This window comes from Desulfovibrio sp. SGI.133 (genome assembly GCF_050313955.1).
In the GTDB taxonomy this organism is placed as follows: Bacteria; Desulfobacterota; Desulfovibrionia; order Desulfovibrionales; family Desulfovibrionaceae; genus Desulfovibrio.
This window is the reverse complement of the sequence record NZ_JBNPMK010000003.1, coordinates 21832-43215: the sequence shown is the minus strand read 5'-3', so window position 1 is coordinate 43215 and position 21384 is coordinate 21832. Positions and strand designations below refer to the sequence as shown.

Below are 21384 nucleotides of genomic sequence, written 5' to 3'. Positions count from 1 at the left end.
GTTTGCCGCTCCGGCACAGGGCGGATACCGCCTTGCGGCGATGTGTCCCGGCGGCCCCCTGTGGCCCCTGTTGCCACGGTCCATGATCTCAAGGAGACAGTTCCATGACTCACCGTTTCATCCCCCGGCTTTCTCCCGAAGAGATCGCCCGCCAGCAGCTGGAAGGCCTGCGCTTCACCGTGCGCCAGGCTTTCAAGTCCCCCCAGTACCGCAAACGTCTGGAAGCCTGTGGCGTCACGCCTGACGACATCACCTCGCTGGACGATCTGCGCCGTCTGCCCACTGTGGACGTGGAAGACCTGCGCGAAGGCTATCCCCTGCCCCTGCTCTGCGTGCCCGAAGAGGAAGTGGTGCGCATCCATGCCTCCAGCGGCACCACGGGCAAGCGCAAGATCCTGGCCTACACGGCCAATGACGTGAACAATTTTACCTTGCAGATGGCCCGTTGCTACGAGATGGCGGGCCTGACCCCCATGGACCGCATGCAGGTGGCCGTGGGTTACGGCCTGTGGACGGCCGGTGCGGGCTTCCAGCTGGGCAGCGAGCGCTTCGGCATGCTCACCATCCCCGTGGGCCCCGGCAACCTGGAGATGCATCTGCAGCTCCTGCGCGACATGGGTTCCACCTGTTTCGGCGCCACGGCCTCCATGGCCCTGCTGCTGGCCGAAGAAGTGGAGCGCGCCGGTATCCGCGACAAGCTCAAGCTGCGCAAGGTCATCTGCGGTTCGGAAATCCGCAGCGAAAAGATGCGTCTGGCCATCGAGAGCAAGCTGGGTCTGGAAAGCAGCTATGACATCGCGGGCATGACCGAAATGTACGGCCCCGGTACGGCCATCGACTGCGACGAGCACAACGGCCTGCACTACTGGGCCGACATGTTCATCATCGAGATCCTCGATCCCGAGACCCTGCAGCCCGTGCCCGAAGGCGAAGTGGGCGAGATGGTGGTCACCAGCCTGCGCAAGGAGGCCGTGCCCCTGCTGCGCTACCGCACCCACGACCTTTCCCGCCTGCTGCCCGGCGACTGCCCCTGCGGCCTCAGCATGCCCCGCCATGACCGCATCCTCGGCCGCTCCGACGACATGATCATCTACCGCGGCGTCAACATCTACCCCGGCCAGATCATGGACGTCATCGGCGCCTTCCCCGAGCTGGGCGGCGAATATCATGTGGAACTGACCCGCGACGACCGCTCGCTGGACCACATGACCCTGACCGTGGAACGCGCCCAGGGCGCCACCTCCGGCGGCGATGCCCAGCTGGTGGCCGCGCTGGAACAGCGCCTGCACAAGTCCCTGCTGGCCCGCGTGGCCGTGAAGCTTGCCGACCACGCCAGCCTGCCCCGTACCTTCAGCAAGTCCAAGCGCGTCACCGACCTGCGCTAGGCGGTGGTTGTTTTTTGAGAGGGGAAGGGGGCCCTTTTTGAAAAAAGGTCGCCCCTTCCCCCCTCAAGCTCCCCCCATCCCTCCCAAAAACTTTTGTTCGGATCAGTGAAGGCCCGCCTGACCACGGCGGGCTTTCTTCGTACGCCCGTCCCCCGGTCGCACGAAAGCAGGGGCGGCAGGTGGGCCGGGGAGAGATGATTGCTTTTTTATGGGAAGGAAACGGCCAGGACTTCGCGGACAAACGGTCGCACAGTTTGGGCCACCCCAAAGAAGCCAATAAAAAAGGACGCCATGCGTGGCGTCCTTTTTTAGTTGAAGTCTATGATTCTCGTCTCTGCGACCGTCTGGCTGACGGGGCTGCGGGCTGCCTGTCCTGTGCCGGATGGCCTGTCCTTTCAGACAGCGACGGGGACCATCCGGCCGGACCGGAGAAAAAGTTTTAGGGGGGAAGAGGGGGTCCAGGGGGAGAAGGGGGACCCTTTTCCAAAAGGGGCCCCGTCTCCCCTTGGCGGCATCTTGTCTTACTGCTTCAGCAGATCGTCCTGGCTGTCGCGGGCGTGACGCACGAAGACGGCGCGCACGCCGGGCAGCTCGCCCAGACCGGTGAGTACGGGGCGGGGGGTGAGGCCCAGGGCGCGGATCTGCGAGGCCCAGGAATCGGGCTCGTCACCGGCCAGGTCGTTGCGGGCATGGTCCCCGGCCACCACCATGAAGGGCTGGAGCCAGATGACGGACGCGCGGCTGGTCTTGATGGCGGCAAGCACCTGGTCGAAACCGCGCGAGCCTTCCACCGTGGCCAGCACGGCCAGGTTGTCGGCATCGGCCAGGGCGGCGCGCATGCCTTCGATGATCATGTCGCCCCGGCCGTGGCTCTGGCCGTGGCCCATGAGGGCCAGCAGCTCGCCGGACTTGCGCTTGCCTTCGGTGGCGCCGAGGACGGCGCGGCAGACATCTTCGGCATCCTGCCGGGATTCCAGCAGCGGGCGGCCCAGATAGACGGCCTGGAACGTGTCGGGATGGCGGGCCAGCCAGCTGACGAGCAGACGCTCCATCTCGCTGAATTCCTCACCGGCCACCACATGCAGGGACTGGACGCGCACCACGTCCACCTTTTGCCGGGCCAGTTCTTCCAGACCGGCGGCCACGTCACCGATATGCACGCCCTTCTTTTCCAGCTTGGCCCGGATGATGCTGGAGGTATAGGCCCAGACCACGGGACTGTGGGGGAAGGCGGCCTTGAATTCCTTGTCGATGGCGGTCAGGGCGGGCTGGGCCTCGGGCACGCTGGTGCCGAAGGCCACCAGCAGCAGGCCTTCCTTCTGGGCCGCCAGGGCAGGCAGGGCCAGGCAGAGGGTGAGCAGCAGGGCCAGCAGCGTGGAGCGCAGGGATGTTGTGGGGATGTGACGCATGGAACCTCCTCAATGACGCGTTGAAAGGTTAGGGATGGGGCGGGTATTCGGACTTGAGGGAATGGGGAGGCATGCCTCCGGGCCTTTGCTTCGCCTTCACCGTGACGGCTGGCTGTCGTGGCGTGTCGCCAAAGAAGCTCCGTACCCTCTTACCGCAGCGCGACTGTTTCCGATTTGCACGGAATTCCCCGCATGGATGCGCCATCAGAAACGGTTTGGAGCATAAAAGTCAAGCCGGGCGGGAAAGTAAAAGCCTGTACTGTCCGGGAGGTGCGGGGGGAAGGCTCCTTTTGTCCGGCCGTTGCGGCACGGGCGGCGCAGGTCCGCGAGGGGAGGACGGGCATGCCGTTTTTTCGCCCTCGCGCCATCCCCGCGCGCCGAAGGAGGCCGGCGGACGCTTGGCCTTGTCCGGGCTTTGGGCTATGCTGACCGCATGAGTACGCACAGTCGATCATTTCCCGCGCCCCGTCGTGGCGCCCTCCATGAGGAGCAGGCCCCGCAGGAAGCCGACAGGGAAGAGAAAAAACGTTCAGCGCCCCGCCGTCGCAGCGGGGGCAAGGCCAGCCCGGAGCAGGGCGCGGACAGGCAAGGCCCGTCCCGCCGTTCCGGGCGTCGTGTTTCCGGGGAGCCGGCAGCGCAGGCTCCCGCCCGGGCCAAAACGGGCCGGGGCAAGAAGGCGGAACAGCCGGAACATGCCGCCGGGGAGGCCCATGCCCTGCCTCGCTGGCGGCAGGAGCGCCGGGAACAGCGGCGCGAGGCCCGGCAGCAGGAACAGGTGATTCTGGCCCGTCGCTGGCCCGACCTGCCCCGTTCGGCCCTGCCCAAAGAAGATTTCAGCGTGCAGGTGGCGGCGCGTGACTACATGCAGCCCCTGCTGGAAGAGCTGGGGGACCGCGTCATCACCGTGCGTGGCCGTCTGGTGCTGGCCCGGGGCACGGAGCCCGCGGCCTGGGCCCAGAACGTCTGGACGGAACCGCGCTGGATCCCCATCACTTCCATCGGCAGCGGAGCACGGCAGCTCTCGGCTCTGCAACGCAACTGGCGGGCGCACATCCCCACCCTTGGCGGACATGTGCGGCGTCTGCGCCTCATGCAGGAGCAGCTGCCCTATGTGGCGGCACGGCCTCTGCACTTCGGCACGCCCGCTCCGTCCGCGCCGCTGGGGGCCTTCACCCTGTGGGAAAAAGACCTGATGCTGGCCTCGCCGCGCACCACCTCGCCCTTTGCCGACGGGGAAGTGCAGTTCGTGGAAAACCGCGAGGACCCGCCGGGACGCGCCTACCTCAAGCTGTGGGAAGTATTCACCCTGACCGGGCGCACGCCCGCGCCGGGGGAACTGTGCATCGACCTGGGCGCCGCGCCGGGCGGCTGGACCTGGGTGCTGGGGCGGCTGGGCTGCCGCGTGTTCAGCGTGGACAAGGCCGAGCTGGCGCCCCAGGTGGCGGCCATGCCCGGCGTCAACCACTGTCTGGGCAGCGGCTTCGGCCTTGAGCCGCGCCATGTGGGCCAGGTGGACTGGCTGTTCTCGGACATGATATGCTACCCCGACCGCCTGCTGGAGACCGTGCAGGAATGGCTGGCGGCCGATGCCTGCCGCAACGTGGTCTGCACGCTCAAGTTCCAGGCCCAGACCGACCACGAGACGGCGCGGGCCTTCGCGGCCATCCCGGGCGGCCGTCTGCTGCATCTTTCCTGCAACAAGCACGAGCTGACCTTCGTGAAGCTGGCCGACTAAGCCATCCTTTCCATCGCCATGATGCGGGCATGCCGTCGCCGGACGGTGTGCCCGCTTTTCGTTTTCCGGTCATCGCAGGGGGCAGACGGCGATGGGTATATGCAGCCATGGCAGGCAGTCCGGCACGGCCTTCCGGGGGCGAGGCCCTGCCTTGCGGTGCCGCACCTCCCTTTTTCTTTTCAGGAACCATTGTCAGGAATGGGGAGCTCTTTTCCCTGTCCTTTCACAACGTTCCGTTCGTCGACCATGGCGTGGAAAGGGCCGTTCCGCGTGCCCTGACACGTGTCCGGGCCATTTTCGCCTTGTGCTTTGCCTTTCCTTTTGCTACTTTCTTTCACCCCCGCACAGGGGACAAATTATGTTTGGAGGCATGTCAAGCATGGCAGACAAGGAAACCGGGCACGAAAACGAAATGAGTTTCGAAAGCGCCCTTGAAAACTATCTCAATCCCGACTTCGGCGACCTCGAAGAAGGCTCTATCACCAAGGGCGAGATCGTTCGCGTGGATGACGACAATGTTCTGGTGGACGTGAACTTCAAGTCCGAAGGCCAGATCCCGGCCAGCGAGTTCCGTGACGCCGCCGGCAACATGACCGTCAGCGTGGGCGACCGTGTGGATGTCTACGTCGTTCGCAAGAACGAAATGGAAGGCACCATCACGCTGTCCTTTGAGAAGGCCAAGCGCATGCAGGTCTTTGACCAGCTCGAAGACGTGCAGGAAAACAACCGGGTCATCAAGGGCCACATCGTGCGTCGCATCAAGGGCGGCTACACCGTGGACATCGGCGGGGTTGAAGCTTTTCTGCCTGGCTCGCATGTGGACCTGCGTCCCGTGCCCGACATGGACGCTCTGGTCAACCAGGAATTTGAATTCCGCGTGCTGAAGATCAACCGCCGCCGCAGCAACGTGATCGTTTCCCGCCGCGTGCTGCTGGAAGAAGAGCGTGATTCCAAGCGTCAGGATCTGCTGCGCACCCTGGAAGAAGGTCAGATCGTGCACGGCAAGGCCAAGAACATCACCGAATACGGCGTGTTCGTGGACCTGGGCGGTCTGGACGGCCTGCTGCACATCACCGACATGAGCTGGAAGCGCATCCGCCATCCCAAGGAAATGATCACCATGGGTCAGGACCTGACCCTGAAGGTGCTCTCCTTCGACCGCGAGAACAACAAGGTCTCCCTGGGCCTCAAGCAGCTGGTGCCCGATCCGTGGCAGGACATCTCCGCCCGCTTCCCCGAAGGTGCCAAGTGCACCGGCAAGGTCACCAACCTGGTGGACTACGGTGCGTTCGTGGAACTGGAACCCGGCGTGGAAGGCCTGGTGCACATCTCCGAAATGTCCTGGACCCGCAAGCTGCGTCATCCTTCCCAGATGGTGCACACCGGTGACGAAGTCGAAGTCGTCATCCTGGGTGTGGACGGCGAGAAGAAGCGCATCAGCCTGGGCATGAAGCAGGTCCGTCCCAATCCCTGGGAACTGGTGGCCGAAAAGTATCCTGAAGGCACCATCCTCGAAGGCGTCATCAAGAACATCACCGAATTCGGTATGTTCATCGGTATCGAAGACGGCATCGACGGCCTCATCCATGTGTCCGACATCAGCTGGACCAAGAAGGTGCGTCATCCCAACGAGATCTACAAGGTGGGCGACACCGTGCAGGCCAAGGTGCTGACCGTTGACCAGGAAAACGAAAAGTTCACCCTGGGCATCAAGCAGCTGGTCGATGATCCGTGGGGCCACGTGCCCAGCACCTACCCCGTGGGCTGCACCGTGAAGGGCGTGGTGACCAACATCACCGACTTCGGTCTGTTCGTGGAAGTGGAAGAAGGCATCGAAGGTCTGGTGCACGTTTCCGAACTTTCCAGCAAGAAGATCAAGAGCCCTGCCGAGCTCTACAAGGAAGGTCAGGAGATCCAGGCCAAGGTCATCCACGTGAGCGCCGAAGAACGCCGCCTGGGTCTGTCCATCAAGCAGATCAAGGACGACGAAGACCGCCGCAAGCCCAAAGAATTCCACGCTGGTCCCCAGGAAGCCGGTCAGAGCCTCGGCGACCTGCTGAAGGCCGCTCAGGAAAACAACTAGTCCTCACGGACCGGTTTGCGAATATGAAGGGGGAGCCGCAAGGCTCCCCCTTTTTGCGTCCGCAAGGCAGCTTGGCTATGGCAGGGCATCCTGTGGGCCTCGCGTTCTTCCGCGGGCAGGGAGCCCGCGGCCGCGGCGGCCCGGCTTGCCTCGGGACTGGCGATGCCCTACAGTTGTCCTATAGCCCGACCACAGGACAGACAGGCCATCGGAGGCGGATATGAAGCGCGTGCTTTGCTGGATCGGAGGTATCGTTCTGGTACTGGCGGCGGTACTGGCCATAGTGATCAGCCAGCTGGATACCGAGTTCATCAGCGGCCAGATCTCGGCCGCGGTGGAAAAAGCCACAGGAACGCCCGTGCGCTTCGCCAGCCCGCCCGAGCTTTCCCTGCTGCCCCCCGGGGCCAAATTCACCGCTGTCAGCTGGGACGGCGTGCAGGACGGGCAGGGCATGCGCTTCACCGCCAAGGGCGGTGAGGCCCATCTGGAGCTGGAACCGCTGCTGCACGGAGAGCTGGTCATCGGCGAAGTCCGTCTGGACAGCCCCTCGCTGACCCTGCTGCTGCCGGAAGGCAAGGCCGCTGCGCCTGCGGGAACGGCCTCCGGCAATACTGCCGGCAACAAGCCCGGCAGCGAGGTGCTTCTGCCGCTGGAGCTGGGCCGCCTGACCTTGAGCAAGGGCAGCCTGCATGTGGAGAAGGGCAGCGAGCGCTACGACCTGCGCGACATCAACCTTTCTGTAGAAAACCTGCGCAACGGCCAGGACGCCGTCCTGCGCTGCGATTTCACCTATGATCTGCTTACCGCCGGGCGCACGCTGGCCGGGACCCTGGCCCTGGATGCCCAGGCCGGTCTCTTCGGCATGGCCCCGCGTGTGCAGAATCTTTCCCTGACCATCACACCTTCCCGCCGTGGCCTCCTGCCCGCGGGCCTCGGGCCCGTACAGCTGCAGGGCGATGCCTCGCTGGATACGGCGGCCCGGCAGCTGCATCTGTCCCGCCTGAGCCTTTCCGTGCCGCACGGCCGCGTGGGCCTCACCGGCACGCTGGGCCTGGACGGCCCGACCTTCACGGGCTCGGCCCTGCTGGAAGGCGCGCCGCGCAAGCTGGCCTCGGCCCTGGGCGTGCAGCTCAAGCCCCATGCGCAGGACGCCCTGCTGTTCAAGGGTTCCGTGACCTGGGAGGGTGACACGCTGGCGCTTTCCCAGTGCAAGGGCAAGCTGGACGCCACGCCCCTGCGGGCGGAACTGCGCCTGCACTTCCGGGACGTGCTCGCCATGGAAGGCTCCCTGAGCCTGGGCAAGCTGCAACTGGATGAATATCTGCCCCTGCCCGAAAGCGGCAAGGACGCGGGGACGGTCAAGGGCAAGGAAGGCAAGGCCGTGGCGGCTGCGGACAAGGAAAGCGCCACCAACTGGCCAACCATCAATCTGCGGCTGGCCATGTCGTCTTTGGGCTGGAAGAAGATGCATCTGCGTGACATCTCTCTGGCCCTGAGCGGCAGCAAGGGCGATTACCGCCTGACCTCCTTCCAGGGCGTGCTGGAAAGCGGCGGCAGCCTGTCCGCCGGCGGTCGTGCCGACCTCCGGAACCGCAAGTATGCGCTGGATCTGGATGCGGCCGAAGTGGCTCTGGGCCCCCTGCAGGAATCCCTGGAAAAGCCCCGCTCCGTGGAAGGCCTGGCGGCCCTCAAGGCCTCCTGCACCACGAGCGGCACAGGCGCCGACGCCATGATGGCCGCCCTTTCCGGTTCGGGCGACCTGCGGCTGCGCAACATGCACATCCCGGCCCTGACCTCCCTGCTGCATTCGGTGCCCGGCCTCAAGGGCGCTGTTTCCGATACCTTCGAGCAGGTGCATGTGCCCTTCGTGCTGCGCAAGGGCGAAGCCGACCTGGCGCCCATGACGGCCACCTCGCCCAAGCTCCAGGCCAGGGGCCAGGCCCACGCCAGCCTGCCGCGCCAGCACCTCAAGGGCACGGCCACCATCACCACGCTGGGCCTGAACATCCCCGTGAACTACGAAGGGCCTTTCGACAACCTTTCGTTCTCGCTGGACTCCAAGTTCGCTCTGGACGCGGTCAAGGGGCTCGGCAGCAATCTGCTGGAGGGCGGCAAGAAGGCGGGCAGCGCGGCCGGTGATACGGCCCGTGACGCGGGCAGCAGCATCGGCGGTGCCGTGCGTGGCGCCGGCGGCGCCATCCGGGGGCTGCTCGGCCGTTAGCAGGGAAAGTTTTTTTGGGGGGAAGGCCCCCCTTCTTCCCCCAAACACGCTTTATTATGGGACGTTGTGACATGAAAAAAGGCCTCTCCTCATACTGAGGAGAGGCCTTTTTAATGTATAGATATTGTTTCCTCTATAGTGATTTTATATATATATTTAAAAAATCATATATTTTTGATTTTTTGTCTAGATCTTCTGGTATTGGTCTGTTATATTTTAGTGTATTTTTTAGAGCGTCTATATGATGCTTACTATTTGTTTTGAAAATGATGATGGAATCTTTGCTGAATATGCTTGAAGCGATAAAGGCGCGCTGACGCCTAAACAATATAAGGAAATGTTTTCCAATGTCTAGGTTGGAATGACATTCAAAAGCTACACAGAGTATATGCGACGCACGCTGAAATATAGCATATGTTATTTTATTGATGACTATTTTTCTTAAAATAATATAAAATTCTCCACCTCGTAGTTTATGCTGGAAAAAAATTGGGGGTGTAATAGTTTTTCCATAGATTTTTTTATCATTTATACATAGTAATGCCTTTTCGGGGGGAAATGAGTCTACTTCTGTTGGAATTGATTCTAAATGATTGGTGATAAATATATATGCGTTATTTCTTATGGAAATAAGAATATACAATAAATTATTTACAATATGTTGCTTAATTATTTTGCATCTTGCGGGTCTCTGAACCACTTTATACTGATTTTGAAGAGCTGCTGACTTATATATTTTTGTATGTTTTTTAGTTTTCTTAAGGGCTTGAGTATGCTTTTCGGTTAAAAAAGAATTATTGGTACAGGGATGTTTGAGCCATGGAAAACCTAGACAGTCAAAATAAACTTTGCTGCCAAAATTATTTTCATAATAAAAAACATCATCTCCGCAAACGGGACATTGAGTTTTTCTGCAGAATGATTCTTTTCCGTTATACTGTGCAAGTTCTGAATCAGTATATTGCCATCGCCTAGTTTCTTTTTTCCATGCGTATGGAAGTCTTGCTCCAATTTTTATTTGATGTTCTTTTAGCCAGTTAGTTATTCGTGGATGAAAATGAATAGTGATAATTTCTCCATTGATATTTGTTTGAGTATACAGGCGCCCTTCTTCTGATAGTTTCAGCTCTGCCATAATATTTTTCTAGTATATAAATAAGTTGAGGGGCAATATTGCCCCTCAACTATAAATTACTTCTGGCGGCTCTTGAGCCAGCTCTTTTCGGTGCCGGCGCGCAGGCGGGCGATGTTCTCCTTGTGCTTCCAGACCACCAGGGCCCAGATGCACAGCGACAGGGGCACCCAGGCGTACTTGGTGGCGGCCAGCAGGGCAAAGGGCAGCACCGTGACCAGGGTCAGGGAACCCAGCGAGACGAAGCCGCTGCGCCAGATGACCAGCACGCAGGCCGCGCAGGAGAAGAGCAGGGGGAAGAAGGCCAGCGGCAGGAACACGCCGATGCTGGTGGCCACGGCCTTGCCGCCGCGGAAGCCCATGAAGCAGGAGAACACATGGCCCAGCACGCAGGCCAGGGCCACGCAGGTCACCAGCAGGGGCGAAAGGTCCAGCCACAGGGCCAGGGCCACGGGCAGGGCGCCCTTGCCCAGGTCACAGGCCAGGGTCAGCACGCCCCAGCGGAAACCGCACAGGCGGGCCACGTTGGTGGCGCCGGTGTTGCGGCTGCCGTCGTTACGGGGATCGATGCCGCAGAAGGTGCGGGCGATGACCAGCCCCCACGGGGCGGAACCCAGCACATAACCCAGAACGATACACAAAAAGGCCGTCATATTCCTCCTCCTTGAACCGGGGCTGTCCTTGCCCCGCCACAGCGGCTGCCATGGCGTTGTTTATCCCTGTAGTGTCCCGTTTCCGTACGGCCCGTTTCCCCTGATGAAGCGCATTTGGGGGAGGATGGGGGGCCTGGGGGGAAGGGACACCCTTTGGGCGCTGGTTAAAGGGGGTCCCTTCCCCCCGGAAACTCTGCTCCGAATATCCGCATCAGCCGTCCATGCTGACGGCTTCGAGGATCTGGATCTCGTTGTACAGCGGGTGCACGCGGCCGATGCGCACCTGCACGGCCATACCGGGGCAGGTACGTTCATCGAACATGCGGCGTTTGCCGCGCACGTACATGCCCTGTGCGGGCAGGCTCACATTGACGAACATGTCGTTTTCTTCGGTGACCACGCCGTCCCACCAGACCTTGTCGCCCTGCTGGCGGAAGTAGAGCAGCTTCCAGTAACGCGGGCGGAAGCGCTGCACCTGCCCGGCGGCGTCCAGCACGGCATTGAGGCTGACCAGCAGGGTGGACAGGGCCTCGCTGTCCCAGCGGGGCGTGCCGTGGGTGAGCCAGTGCAGCAGCTGGGCCTCGTTGATGAGGTCGGGATAACGGCGCAGGGGCGAGGTCATGGGCGTGTAGCGCGCCAGGCCCAGGGCGGCGTGCGGCCGGGCCTGCACTTCGAGGCTGGAGGGGATCAGGGCGCGCATGATGCGCGTCATGTCCTGGGGCTCCTTCCAGACGCCGGCGTATTCCTTGGGCAGGGCCACGTCCTGGGTGCGGTGCAGCATGGGGATCTCGCGTTCCGCGGCCCACTGGGCCACGGCGGCGCTGGCCAGGATCATCATCTCAGCCACCAGCGGCTGGGAATCCGGGGTCTCGTGGCCGGGCTCGATGGATACGCGCGTCTGCGCGCCTTCGCCTTCCAGCACGATGGACGGTTCGGGCCGGTCCATGATGACGGCCCCGCGCGCGATGCGGGCCTTTTGCCAGACGCGGGCAAAGTCGTTGCCGCAGGCCAGCATGGTGGCCCAGGGCGCGGCGGGGTTGTCCGCCTGCGGGGCCTCACCGGCGGCCAGGGCGTCGAGGACGGCCTGGGTGTCGTCGTAGGTCAGGTTGGCGGCCAGGCGCACCCGCGCGGCCCAGGGCTCGCAGGAAAGGATCTCGCCCGCGGCCGAGATGCGCGTCCGCACACAGAAGGCCGGGCGGTCCTGACCGGCCAGCAGGGAGAATGCGTCCGTGCCCAGGGCTTCGGGCATCATGTGGCTGTCGCCCTCGGGCAGGTAGATGCTGGTGCCGCGGCGGAACACGGCCTTGTCCAGGGCCTCGCCGAAAGGCCAGCAGGCGGCCGGGCAGGCCAGGGCCAGGGTCAGGTCGAAACCGCCGTCGTCCGTGGGCAGGATGTGGAACGCGTCGTCCACGTCACGGGTGGTGGCGCTGTCGATACTGATGAAGGGCAGGTCGCAGGCGGGCAGCTCCACCTCGCGGGCGGCCTGCTGCAGGGCCTCCACGGCCGGGGCCAGAGGCTGCCACCAGTCGTCGCCGGGGGCGTAGCCCGCGCGGTCATACCAGAAATTGTAATGGGCGGGCACCTGTTCCCAGGCCATGAGCAGCTGCACGGGCAGGTGCGGCACGTCGGGCAGGCCCTTGGAGAGCATGCGCCACAGTTCGTCGTATTCCTGGCTCTCGGGGTCGGCCATGCGGGCGAACAGGATCTGCTTCAGGCGTTCGGCCACTTCGGGGGCCGGCCATTCGGAGATGCCCCGGGTATCCTCGCCGGGCTGGGGCGGCAGCGCGCGTTTTTTGCAGGCCACGTCCCAGAGCAGGCGGAAAAAGCTGTTGCCGCCCAGCACCAGGGCCTCGCGGGCGGCGCGTTCCTGCTGTTCCTTGAGGCGCTTTTCCACCATCTCGGCGGAAAAGATCTGGAAGACGGGCGGCTGGAAGCGGAAGTGGCTCTTGCAGGCCAGCAGGGCGCGCCCGCAGGCGGCGACGCTGTCGGCGTCCCCGGCCTGACCGGCCAGTTCGGCGAACCACTGGGCCGAGGCTTCCGGCACCTCGCCCTGGCTCATTTCCCACAGTTCCAGCACGGGCAGGGCCGCGGCCAGTTCCTCGCGGCGGGCGCGGTGCTGCTCCAGCACGCGGGCGGACTCGTCCTTGCCGGGCACGGAGCCCAGTGCGGGCCCGGCCCAGGGCAGCAGGCGCGACGTGGTGAGACGCGTCTCGCGCCGGTTGGGCAGCAAAAGACGCAGTTTGCCGCCAGATTCTTCGGTGACCAGCGCGATCTGGATGGCATTGCCTTCAAGATATTCCACAATGCAGCCCGCCGAGGGGTACTGCACACAAACCGACATAAAAGCTCCTTCAACCGGAGGATGGGCTCCGATAGGCGGTACAATCCGTCATTTTGCCTGTTCTGGCAAGTCCCGGCGGCGCATCCTTCGACACGTCCGAAGGCCGGAGCGCCGTCCCGCCGGCCCTTTGACGCGCCGTCGCTAACAGGATATATTCCTTACCTTGTACGTCACTTTTCAGGCCGGACGGAGTTCCATGAGCAGCATCATCCACCAGACGGGCAGCGTTCGCCCGCTTTCGCTTCAGGAACGGGAACAGCCCCAGCTGTACCGCGAGCTTTTTCCTTACACCAGCATCTGTCGCACGACTTTCGACGAGGTGCTCCTTGCCCCGCGTCCTGCCGAACAGATGCGCATCACGGACACCACCTTCCGTGACGGCCAGCAGGCCCGGCCGCCGTATACGGTCAAACAGGTGGCCAAGATGTTCGACTTCCTGCACCGCATGGGCGGCAAGACGGGCCTCATCACGGCGTCGGAGTTCTTCCTGTACTCGGCCAAGGACCGCAAGTGCATCGACGTCTGCCGGGCGCGCGGCTACCGCTTCCCGCGCGTGACCTCCTGGATCCGCGCCAACAAGGAAGACCTCAAGCTGGCCCGGGATATGGAGTTCGACGAGACCGGCATGCTGACCAGCGTGTCGGACTACCACATCTATCTCAAGCTGGGGAAGACCCGCCAGCAGGCCATGGACATGTATCTGGACCTGGCCCGGCAGGCCTTGGAATGGGGCATCATCCCGCGCTGCCATTTCGAGGACGTCACCCGCGCCGATATCTACGGCTTCTGCCTGCCCTTTGCCCAGAAACTCATGGAGCTGAGCCAGCAGAGCGGCATGCCGGTCAAGATCCGCCTGTGCGACACCATGGGCTACGGCGTGCCCTATCCCGGCGCGGCCCTGCCCCGCTCGGTGCAGCGCATCGTGCGTGCCTTCACCGACGAGGCCGGTGTGCCCGGCGAATGGCTGGAATGGCACGGCCACAACGACTTCCACAAGGTACTGGTCAACGGCGTCACGGCCTGGCTCAACGGCTGCGGCGCGGTCAACAGCACGCTGTTCGGCTTTGGCGAGCGCACGGGCAACACGCCGCTGGAAGCCCTGATCATCGAATACATCTCGCTCACCGGTGACGATGCCGCCGCCGACACCACCATCCTGAGCGAGGTGGCCGAGTTCTTTGAAAAAGAACTGCACTACAACATCCCCTACAACTATCCCTTCGTGGGCCGCGACTTCAACGCCACCAGCGCCGGTGTGCATGCCGACGGTCTGGCCAAGAACGAAGAGATCTACAACATCTTCGACACCAAGCATCTGCTGGGCCGTCCCGTGCCCATCATCATCACCGACAAGACCGGTCGTGCCGGGGTGGCCTACTGGATCAACGTCAACCTCAAGCTGCCCGAGGGCAAGCAGATCTCCAAGAAGCACCCCGCCGTGGGCCAGATTTACGAAGCCATCGTGGCCATCTACGACACCGGCCGCACCACGCACCTGTCGCATGATGAAATGGCCGCCCTGGTGCAGCGCTACATGCCGGAACTGTTCGAGACCGAGTTCGACCACATGAAGGAACTGGCCGACGAGCTGGCCGCCCACCTCATCGCCCGTCTGGCGCAGAACGAGGACCTGCGGGACTTCGGCAAGCATGCCTGCGCCCGCCTGGACAGCTTCTCGCGCGAGTATCCCTTCATCCAGTACCTCTACCTTACGGATACTCAGGGCAGCCTCAAGTGCGCGGCCATCACCGACCCGGCCTACCGTGAAAAGTACGAGGCCCTGCCCATCGGCTTCGACTTCTCGCAGCGCGAATGGTTCAAGATGCCTATGCAGACCGGCGACATGCACATCATGGACGTGTACCAGTCCCAGTTCACGGGCAAGCTGGTCATCACCGTGTCCTGCCCGGTGACGGACGATGACGACAACATCGTGGGCGTCATCGGTGTGGACATCCAGCTTGAGCAGCTGCTCAAGCGCTCGCAGGCCCTGCAGCAGGAAGCCCGCGCAGCCGAAGACTAGACGCATGACGGCGCGCCGGTGTCCCCGGTGCGCCGTTTTTTGCCTGCAGGCCCGCCCCCGGCGGCCGCAATCAGGAATACAGAAAAGGATGCAGACAATGAGCAGCAAACGAGTTTACTGGATCGAAGGCGACGGCATCGGCCCCGAAATCTGGCGCGCCGCCCGCCCTGTCATCGACGCCGCGCTGGCCAAGGAATCGGACATGCGCATCGAGTGGGTGGAACTGCTGGCCGGTGAAAAGGCCACGGCCGAGACCGGCTCCCCCCTGCCCGAGGAGACCATGAACGCCCTGCGCACCGCCGATTTCGCCATGAAGGGCCCCCTGGGCACCCCCGTGGGCACCGGCATCCGCAGCCTCAACGTGGCCCTGCGCCAGACGCTGGACCTGTACGCCTGCATCCGTCCCGTGCGTCACTTCGAAGGCCTGGAAACGCCGGTCAAGCATCCCGAGCGCGTGAACATGGTCATCTTCCGCGAGAACACCGAAGACGTGTACGCGGGCATCGAATACGCCGCCCAGACCCCGGAAGCCAAGAAGCTCATCGCCTTCCTGCGTGAAGAGTTCGGCGTGACCAAGATCCGCGAGGAAGCCGCCGTGGGCATCAAGCCCATGAGCGAGTTCGGCTCCAAGCGTCTGGTGCGCCGCGCCCTGCGCTTTGCCCTGGATACCGGCAGCAAGAGCCTGACCCTGGTGCACAAGGGCAACATCATGAAGTTCACCGAAGGCGGCTTCCGCCAGTGGGGCTACGATGTGGCCGCCCAGGAATTCGGCGACCTGACCTGCACCGAGAAGGAACCCGTGGAAGGCCGTCTGGTGGTCAAGGACCGCATCGCCGACGCCATGTTCCAGGAAGCCCTGCTGCGTCCCGAACAGTACCAGATCCTGGCCACCCCCAACCTCAACGGCGACTACATCTCCGATGCCCTGGCCGCGCAGGTGGGCGGTCTGGGCCTGGCCCCGGGCGTCAACATGTCCGACTCCCTGGCCTTCTATGAGGCCACCCACGGCACCGCTCCCACCATCGCCGGTCAGGACAAGGCCAACCCCGGCAGCGTGATCCTGTGCGGCGCTCTGATGCTGGAACAGATGGGCGTGCCCGCGGCTGCCGAGCGCATCCGCAACGCCATGAGCAAGGCCATCGCCGGCCGCGCCGTCACCGTGGACCTGGCCGCCCAGGTGGAAGGCGCCCGTGTGGTGGGCTGCCAGGAATTCGGCGAGATCATCGGCGCCTGTCTGTAGCAGCCGCGTCATCTCGCACTGTCTCCGTATATCCGGGAGGAAGGGCGCACCCCTGCGGGAAGGGCCCTTCCTCCCTTTGTTTCCCGTCCCGTGATCGCGGACGGTCTACAGGAACGACGCATGGTCTCGCTGGAAAACCTGCTCCTCTACATCCCGCTGGCGGCGCTGTTGGTCATGCTGCCCGGCCCGGACTTTGCCCTCATCGTCCGCACGTCCCTCACGGAGGGGCGCAGCTCCGGTCAGGCCGCGGCCTGCGGCGTGGCGCTGGGCATCATGGTCCACACCTCGGCCGCCATGCTGGGCATCAGCGCGGTCATCGCCCAGTCCGTCACCCTGTTCACGCTTTTGCGCTATGCCGGGGCCGCCTATCTGTTTTGGATGGGCATCCATGCCCTGCGGGCCGGACGCGAGGTCACGGCTGCCGTGGTGCGCCATGGAGGGCGGGAAACGGAAGCGCAGCCTGTCCGCGGCCTGCGTCGCCGGGCCTTCCGGCAGGGATTTTTGACCAATGCCCTCAACCCCAAGGCCGTGGTCTTTTTCCTGACCATGCTGCCGCAGTTTTTGGACCCGCATGCCGCCCTCTGGCCGCAATTCCTGGAGCTGGGCGGCATCATGGCCTTTTTCTGCCTGGGCTGGTTCGTGCTGCTGGCCAGCCTGCTGCACCGCATCCGCCGCCTGTTCGCCCGGCCGTCCTTCCAGGCCTGGCTGCACCGGCTCACGGGCCTCATCTTCATCTGTTTCGCTTTCCGGCTGGCGCTGGAGAAGATCTAGGCGCCGGCCCCCAACACCCTTCCCGCTGAGGTACCCATGCACGAGATCCCCCTGCAACGTGTGGCCGCCATCCATGACCTTTCCGGTTTCGGGCGTGCCTCGCTGACCGTGGTCATCCCCATCCTTGCCAGCATGGGCGTCCAGACCTGCCCCCTGCCCACGGCGGTGCTGTCTTCCCAGACCTCCGGCGTGGAGGGCTTCACCTTCCATGACCTGACCGCCGAGATGGGGCCCATGCTGGATCACTGGCAGCGGATGGGCCTGAGCTTCGACGCCGTCTATTCCGGCTTTCTGGGCAATCCGCTCCAGCTGGAGATAGCGGCCCGCTGCATCGGCCATTTCCTCAAGCCCGGCGGCTTCGCGCTGGTGGACCCCGTGCTGGGCGACAACGGCACCCTGGACCCCACCCAGACGCCGGAGATGGTGGAGGCCATGCGCCAGCTCATCGGCCACGCCCACGTCATCACGCCCAACCTCACCGAAGCGGCCTTTTTGCTGGACGAGCCCTACCGGCCGGACATCTCGCCCGACGGCCTCAAGGAGCAGCTGCAACGCCTGGCGGCCATGGGGCCGGACAGGGTGGTCATCACCAGCGCCCCGGCGACCCGTCCCGGCCATTGCGCGGCCGTGGCCTATGACAGCGAGCAGGGGCGCTTCTGGAAGATGGAGTCGCCCTATATCTCGGCCTTCTATCCCGGCACGGGCGATACCTTCTCCAGCGTGCTGGTGGGGGCGTTCCTCCAGGGAGACAGCCTGCCCGTGGCCCTGGAGCGCGCGGTGCGCTTCGTGACCCTGGGCATCCGCGTCACCTACGGCTACGACACCCGCCACAGCGACGGCGTGCTGCTGGAGCGCACCCTGCCCGCGTTGCAGGACCGCTGCGCCATCGGGGAATACGAGGCGTTTTAAACATATAGCACTATGTTATGACGATAATTCTGGAAAATACTTGTTGCGTATATTGTTAGCTAAATTTTTGTTACTCCCTAATAGACCGAGTGCAAGTTCAGAGTATCTTGGGACAAATCTATTCGCGATGCCGTTAATTATTTCTCCATGTCCTAAGCAACAGAATTTGAGTGCCTCATCATAGTTTTTACGTTCAATTATATTACTTACTTGTTCATCGCATGTATTCCATATATTGTCGATATCTATTTTGGTGAAAATTTTATGGAGATTGTCTTTTATTTCTTCTTTTGTTTTGTGTTGCTTATCGTCTATAACAGAACTTCTAAGTTTGTCATCGACTTGTGTTTTGACAAGTCTGCTGATGATGTGTTCTTTCCTGTTATTAAGCTTATTAAAAAACTCATCCTTAAATTGTTCAAATAATTGAGGCTCTTTAAAAGTGTGTTCTAGTACTGCTTTGAAGATAAACTCGTCTAAAAGCAACATCTCGATTTCATTACATTTTAATGAAAAAATAGACTGTTTTTTTAAATTTGCCAACGATTCTTCACTTTTTAAGTCTGAATCTATAATGCCAACGGCAGACTGTATGCTGTATGTCTGTGCATGTTTATTGCAGGCGATAACGCTATTAGCAACAGAAATACATGAACCTGTAGCAATTACCGTAAATTTTTCTCCAAAGAGCTTTTCGTATACCTTATAGTCATAGTCAGTTTTTGTACCTTCACAGAATAAAATCGTCTTGCGACTTCCTATTATTTCAACAAGGTGCTCTGTTTGTATATCTTCAAGTGAACATCCAAGAAATTCAAAGTCAAAGTCATTTGGGTGCACGAATTTTTTTATTTTGACAAGCTCAAAGTTTGTTCTTGCTCTGATGAAGTCAATGGTATGTGAAATAAAAATAAATTGACAGTCATCTCTGACGTCTATGAGTTTATCCCAGATTTTATTATATATCGCAGGATTTAGATGGTTTTCAGGTTCATCAACGATAATGAACGCTTGGTCAGGCGCTGCCATTACTGTAGCAATATAGAAAAAAGCGACACGTTCACCATCGCTCATATCGTTAAAGTCAAAAGGAGGCTCTATTCCCTTTTTGGCTTTCATCTTTTTTTCTGAGAATTCTGAGTTATCTAATTTTACTTCAAAAAACTCATCAAAGATGTTTTTTACTTTATTATAGATAGAATCTTTCTCTGTTGTTTTTGTATCATAATATTTGCGGGCAATGTCATCATGTTCTTTACATAGCCCGATAATAAGTTTTTGTAGGACATCTTCATTGAGTGTGTGGCCACTATATAAAGTATTGTTAAATGATTGTAATGTTTCCCCATATAGACTAGGCATGTATCCTAATGCTTTTATAGGCTTTGAGGCTGGAATTACTTTTACATTATTTTCTAGGTTTTTAATATGATTAGCAAAAGATGTTTTGCCGCTTCCGTTTGGTCCTAGGATAATCAATGTTTTATTATGTCCAGCCAAATGCTGTAGTACACTATAGGCAGATAATAAATTTTTAAAATTATTCGTATTTAACTTGGTTATAATTTTAGATATTACGCTGTTTATGTTATGAAAATCTTTGGAAGATTCTTTATATGTCAAAAAATTTGATATATCTATATTCAGTAGATTACTTAATTCGTTTAGCTCATTTGCAATATTACTACTGAGCTTACCAAGAGGGCATCGGATTCCTTGAGCGTATTTTTCAGAGTACTCTTGTAAGGTATGAATATTGGGGGCATCTTTTACAAAGTTTGCTGTGGATTCAAGAAAACTTAGTAGGTTAGTGAGAATTTTAAGATGCCCCATAAGTTGCGCAGATTTTGCTTCTTCTGCCAGCAATTGAGAGTCATTGTAAAGATTTAAAATATTTTCTTTGATGTCATGGATATTCATTGGTAGCCCTTCCTGTATTTAGGGTAACTATGGCATCGCATTAATCTAAATAGCAATAAGTAAATCTCGCCGGATAGTAAAAAACGAAAAAGCCCTTACGGCATTCACCGTAAGGGCTTGATCTTTCTGGTTGCGGGGGCAGGATTTGAACCTACGACCTTCGGGTTATGAGCCCTTTTTGACAGAATTTGAAAGAGTTAGACGCAGATAGATAGACTTTGATTTATTTTTATTTTCAATAAGTTATCAAAAAATAAGACTTTGCCGCACATTGACCTGAATGGTTAGAAATTGACGGCGTGGTTAGAAATAGGTTAGAAAAATTTTGCCGGTTAAAACCTGCTCCCGCGTATGAACCACAACCCAAGGCAGTTCATGGCTACCCAAAAACGGCGATACCACCCCAAGAAGTGGGCTGGCGTTTATGTATACGAAACGTCAGAAATGTATAATGGCGCGCCTGACCTGTGTTTCTACATCACGTTTAAATCCGGCCGCCGCCTCATTTGGGAAAAGGTAGGCAAAATTTCCGAAGGATACGGGCCGGACGTGGCGGCGGAAATTCGCGCTGATCGAATAAAGGCCATCAGACATGGCGAAGAAGTCAAAACCGCCAAAGAACTCCGCCGCGAACAGGCGGAGAAAGACAAGCCCTTTGCCGAAATTGCGGATGCATATTTTGACATCAAGGGGCCGACCCTCAAAGGGCTGACCACGGATCGCAACCGTTACCTCAAACACCTCAAACCGCTGTTCGGCAAGCGAAGCGTCTCGGAAATCACGCCCCAGATGGTGGAGGAGCTGCGCAAATCCCTGAGCGAACGCAAACCGGCCACTCTATGGAATACTCTTGAGCTTCTGCGGCGTATCATCAATTTTGGCGTCAAGACCAACCGCTGCCCCAATCTTGCCTTTCAGATCGAAATGCCCGTCAAGGACAATGAGGTTATTGAGCATCTGACGCCGGAAGAAACTCGCCGCTTTCTGGATTGCGCCCGCACATGGCCAGCCCGCAATGTGGGCAATATGCTCTTGCTGGCCTTTTTTACCGGTATGCGGCGCGGGGAGATGTTCAAGCTGCAAGATGAGGACGTGGCCTTTGACCTCAAGCTCATTCGTTTGCGCGATCCCAAGGGCAGAAAAACCCTCTCCATCGGTATGAGTTCTCTGGTGGAAGAACTGTTACAAGAACAAATGGCATGGCGTGACGAACATTTTCCCGGCAGTCACTATGTTTTCCCCGGCAAAAACGGCGAGATGCGCAAAGACTGCACAGCGGTTGACCGCTTCCGCAAGGCGGCGGGCCTGCCGCCCAAGTTCCGGCCCTTCCACGGGCTGCGGCATCACTTTGCCGTAAGCCTCGCCAACAGCGGCAAATTCAGCATGGACATGATCTCGGAAATGCTGACACACAAGAATGTGGATTTCACCAAAAAGAAGTATGCCCAATTCCTGCCGGAGACCTTGGCCGCTGCCAGCAACGCGGCGGCGGACATCCTCTCCGGCCAACGGTAACTTTTGCGGCTGTTCCGATTATCGTGTACACATAGTGAGGAAAAAGA

Annotated in this window: 14 protein-coding genes and 1 riboswitch; of the genes, 9 read left to right on the top strand and 5 right to left on the bottom strand. The window is 59.9% G+C overall.

Going from position 1 to position 21384, the window contains the following annotated elements:
• Positions 1–104: 104 nt before the first annotated feature.
• Complete coding sequence (locus ACQRBR_RS05315; RefSeq protein WP_006006795.1) at positions 105–1385, top strand: phenylacetate--CoA ligase; 1281 nt, start codon at positions 105–107, stop codon at positions 1383–1385.
• A 521-nt stretch (positions 1386–1906) separates the two neighbouring features.
• Here ACQRBR_RS05315 and ACQRBR_RS05310 read toward each other — a convergent pair.
• Positions 1907–2794 carry a sirohydrochlorin cobaltochelatase gene (locus tag ACQRBR_RS05310; RefSeq protein WP_427812505.1) on the bottom strand — a complete coding sequence of 296 codons (888 nt, stop codon included), beginning with the start codon at positions 2792–2794 and terminating at the stop codon, positions 1907–1909.
• Positions 2795–2815: 21 nt separating this feature from the next.
• Positions 2816–3013: riboswitch (cobalamin riboswitch) on the bottom strand.
• A 643-nt stretch (positions 3014–3656) separates the two neighbouring features.
• On the opposite strand from ACQRBR_RS05310, the gene ACQRBR_RS05305 reads away from it, so the two are divergent.
• The 3 genes from ACQRBR_RS05305 (at position 3657) to ACQRBR_RS05295 (ending at position 8833) form a co-directional block, all read left to right on the top strand.
• Complete coding sequence (locus ACQRBR_RS05305) at positions 3657–4529, top strand: SAM-dependent methyltransferase (RefSeq protein ID WP_050760317.1); 873 nt, start codon at positions 3657–3659, stop codon at positions 4527–4529.
• A 379-nt stretch (positions 4530–4908) separates the two neighbouring features.
• Positions 4909–6612 (top strand): 30S ribosomal protein S1, encoded by a 1704-nt coding sequence (locus ACQRBR_RS05300; RefSeq protein ID WP_168935027.1) that lies wholly within the window; start codon positions 4909–4911, stop codon positions 6610–6612.
• Between the two features lie 220 nt (positions 6613–6832).
• The gene (locus ACQRBR_RS05295) at positions 6833–8833 is read left to right on the top strand and encodes an AsmA family protein (protein ID WP_427812504.1); all 2001 of its coding nucleotides are present in this window, start codon (positions 6833–6835) and stop codon (positions 8831–8833) included.
• Positions 8834–8966: 133 nt separating this feature from the next.
• On the opposite strand, the gene ACQRBR_RS05290 is transcribed toward ACQRBR_RS05295, so the two are convergent.
• The 3 genes from ACQRBR_RS05290 to ACQRBR_RS05280 form a co-directional block, all read right to left on the bottom strand.
• The gene (locus ACQRBR_RS05290; RefSeq protein WP_427812503.1) at positions 8967–9968 is read right to left on the bottom strand and encodes a hypothetical protein; all 1002 of its coding nucleotides are present in this window, start codon (positions 9966–9968) and stop codon (positions 8967–8969) included.
• Positions 9969–10024: 56 nt separating this feature from the next.
• Positions 10025–10618: a glycerol-3-phosphate 1-O-acyltransferase PlsY gene (plsY, locus tag ACQRBR_RS05285; RefSeq protein ID WP_204674917.1), complete on the bottom strand. Its 594-nt coding sequence runs from the start codon at positions 10616–10618 to the stop codon at positions 10025–10027.
• Positions 10619–10829: 211 nt separating this feature from the next.
• A complete protein-coding gene (locus ACQRBR_RS05280; protein ID WP_427812502.1) occupies positions 10830–12959 on the bottom strand; it encodes a ribonuclease catalytic domain-containing protein in 2130 nt (709 codons plus the stop codon).
• Positions 12960–13155: 196 nt separating this feature from the next.
• Here ACQRBR_RS05280 and ACQRBR_RS05275 point away from each other — a divergent pair, with 196 nt between their 5' ends.
• The 4 genes from ACQRBR_RS05275 to ACQRBR_RS05260 all read left to right on the top strand — a co-directional run bounded on the left by ACQRBR_RS05275 (position 13156) and on the right by ACQRBR_RS05260 (position 17902).
• Positions 13156–14982, top strand: coding sequence for a triose-phosphate isomerase (locus ACQRBR_RS05275; RefSeq protein WP_168935031.1), 1827 nt, complete (start codon positions 13156–13158; stop codon positions 14980–14982).
• Between the two features lie 97 nt (positions 14983–15079).
• The gene (gene icd / locus ACQRBR_RS05270) at positions 15080–16222 is read left to right on the top strand and encodes an NADP-dependent isocitrate dehydrogenase (protein WP_040369647.1); all 1143 of its coding nucleotides are present in this window, start codon (positions 15080–15082) and stop codon (positions 16220–16222) included.
• A 120-nt stretch (positions 16223–16342) separates the two neighbouring features.
• The gene (locus ACQRBR_RS05265) at positions 16343–16993 is read left to right on the top strand and encodes a LysE family translocator (protein ID WP_427812501.1); all 651 of its coding nucleotides are present in this window, start codon (positions 16343–16345) and stop codon (positions 16991–16993) included.
• Positions 16994–17029: 36 nt separating this feature from the next.
• A complete protein-coding gene (locus ACQRBR_RS05260) occupies positions 17030–17902 on the top strand; it encodes a pyridoxamine kinase (protein ID WP_427812500.1) in 873 nt (290 codons plus the stop codon).
• Between the two features lie 15 nt (positions 17903–17917).
• Here ACQRBR_RS05260 and ACQRBR_RS05255 read toward each other — a convergent pair whose 3' ends face one another.
• Positions 17918–19822, bottom strand: a complete 1905-nt coding sequence (locus ACQRBR_RS05255; RefSeq protein ID WP_303880549.1) for an AAA family ATPase — start codon at positions 19820–19822, stop codon at positions 17918–17920.
• Positions 19823–20197: 375 nt separating this feature from the next.
• Between ACQRBR_RS05255 and ACQRBR_RS05250 the strand changes: the two genes are divergently transcribed.
• Positions 20198–21337 carry a tyrosine-type recombinase/integrase gene (locus tag ACQRBR_RS05250; protein WP_427812499.1) on the top strand — a complete coding sequence of 380 codons (1140 nt, stop codon included), beginning with the start codon at positions 20198–20200 and terminating at the stop codon, positions 21335–21337.
• Positions 21338–21384 lie beyond the last annotated feature (47 nt).

Bases quoted from the DNA above. Each gene is read 5' to 3' on its own strand.
- ACQRBR_RS05315 (WP_006006795.1), top strand. From the start codon at position 105: ATGACTCACCGTTTCATCCCCCGGCTTTCTCCCGAAGAGATCGCCCGC.
- ACQRBR_RS05310 (WP_427812505.1), bottom strand. From the start codon at position 2,794: ATGCGTCACATCCCCACAACATCCCTGCGCTCCACGCTGCTGGCCCTG.
- ACQRBR_RS05305 (WP_050760317.1), top strand. From the start codon at position 3,657: ATGCAGCCCCTGCTGGAAGAGCTGGGGGACCGCGTCATCACCGTGCGT.
- ACQRBR_RS05300 (WP_168935027.1), top strand. From the start codon at position 4,909: ATGGCAGACAAGGAAACCGGGCACGAAAACGAAATGAGTTTCGAAAGC.
- ACQRBR_RS05295 (WP_427812504.1), top strand. From the start codon at position 6,833: ATGAAGCGCGTGCTTTGCTGGATCGGAGGTATCGTTCTGGTACTGGCG.
- ACQRBR_RS05290 (WP_427812503.1), bottom strand. From the start codon at position 9,968: ATGGCAGAGCTGAAACTATCAGAAGAAGGGCGCCTGTATACTCAAACA.
- plsY (WP_204674917.1), bottom strand. From the start codon at position 10,618: ATGACGGCCTTTTTGTGTATCGTTCTGGGTTATGTGCTGGGTTCCGCC.
- ACQRBR_RS05280 (WP_427812502.1), bottom strand. From the start codon at position 12,959: ATGTCGGTTTGTGTGCAGTACCCCTCGGCGGGCTGCATTGTGGAATAT.
- ACQRBR_RS05275 (WP_168935031.1), top strand. From the start codon at position 13,156: ATGAGCAGCATCATCCACCAGACGGGCAGCGTTCGCCCGCTTTCGCTT.
- icd (WP_040369647.1), top strand. From the start codon at position 15,080: ATGAGCAGCAAACGAGTTTACTGGATCGAAGGCGACGGCATCGGCCCC.
- ACQRBR_RS05265 (WP_427812501.1), top strand. From the start codon at position 16,343: ATGGTCTCGCTGGAAAACCTGCTCCTCTACATCCCGCTGGCGGCGCTG.
- ACQRBR_RS05260 (WP_427812500.1), top strand. From the start codon at position 17,030: ATGCACGAGATCCCCCTGCAACGTGTGGCCGCCATCCATGACCTTTCC.
- ACQRBR_RS05255 (WP_303880549.1), bottom strand. From the start codon at position 19,822: ATGAATATCCATGACATCAAAGAAAATATTTTAAATCTTTACAATGAC.
- ACQRBR_RS05250 (WP_427812499.1), top strand. From the start codon at position 20,198: ATGGCTACCCAAAAACGGCGATACCACCCCAAGAAGTGGGCTGGCGTT.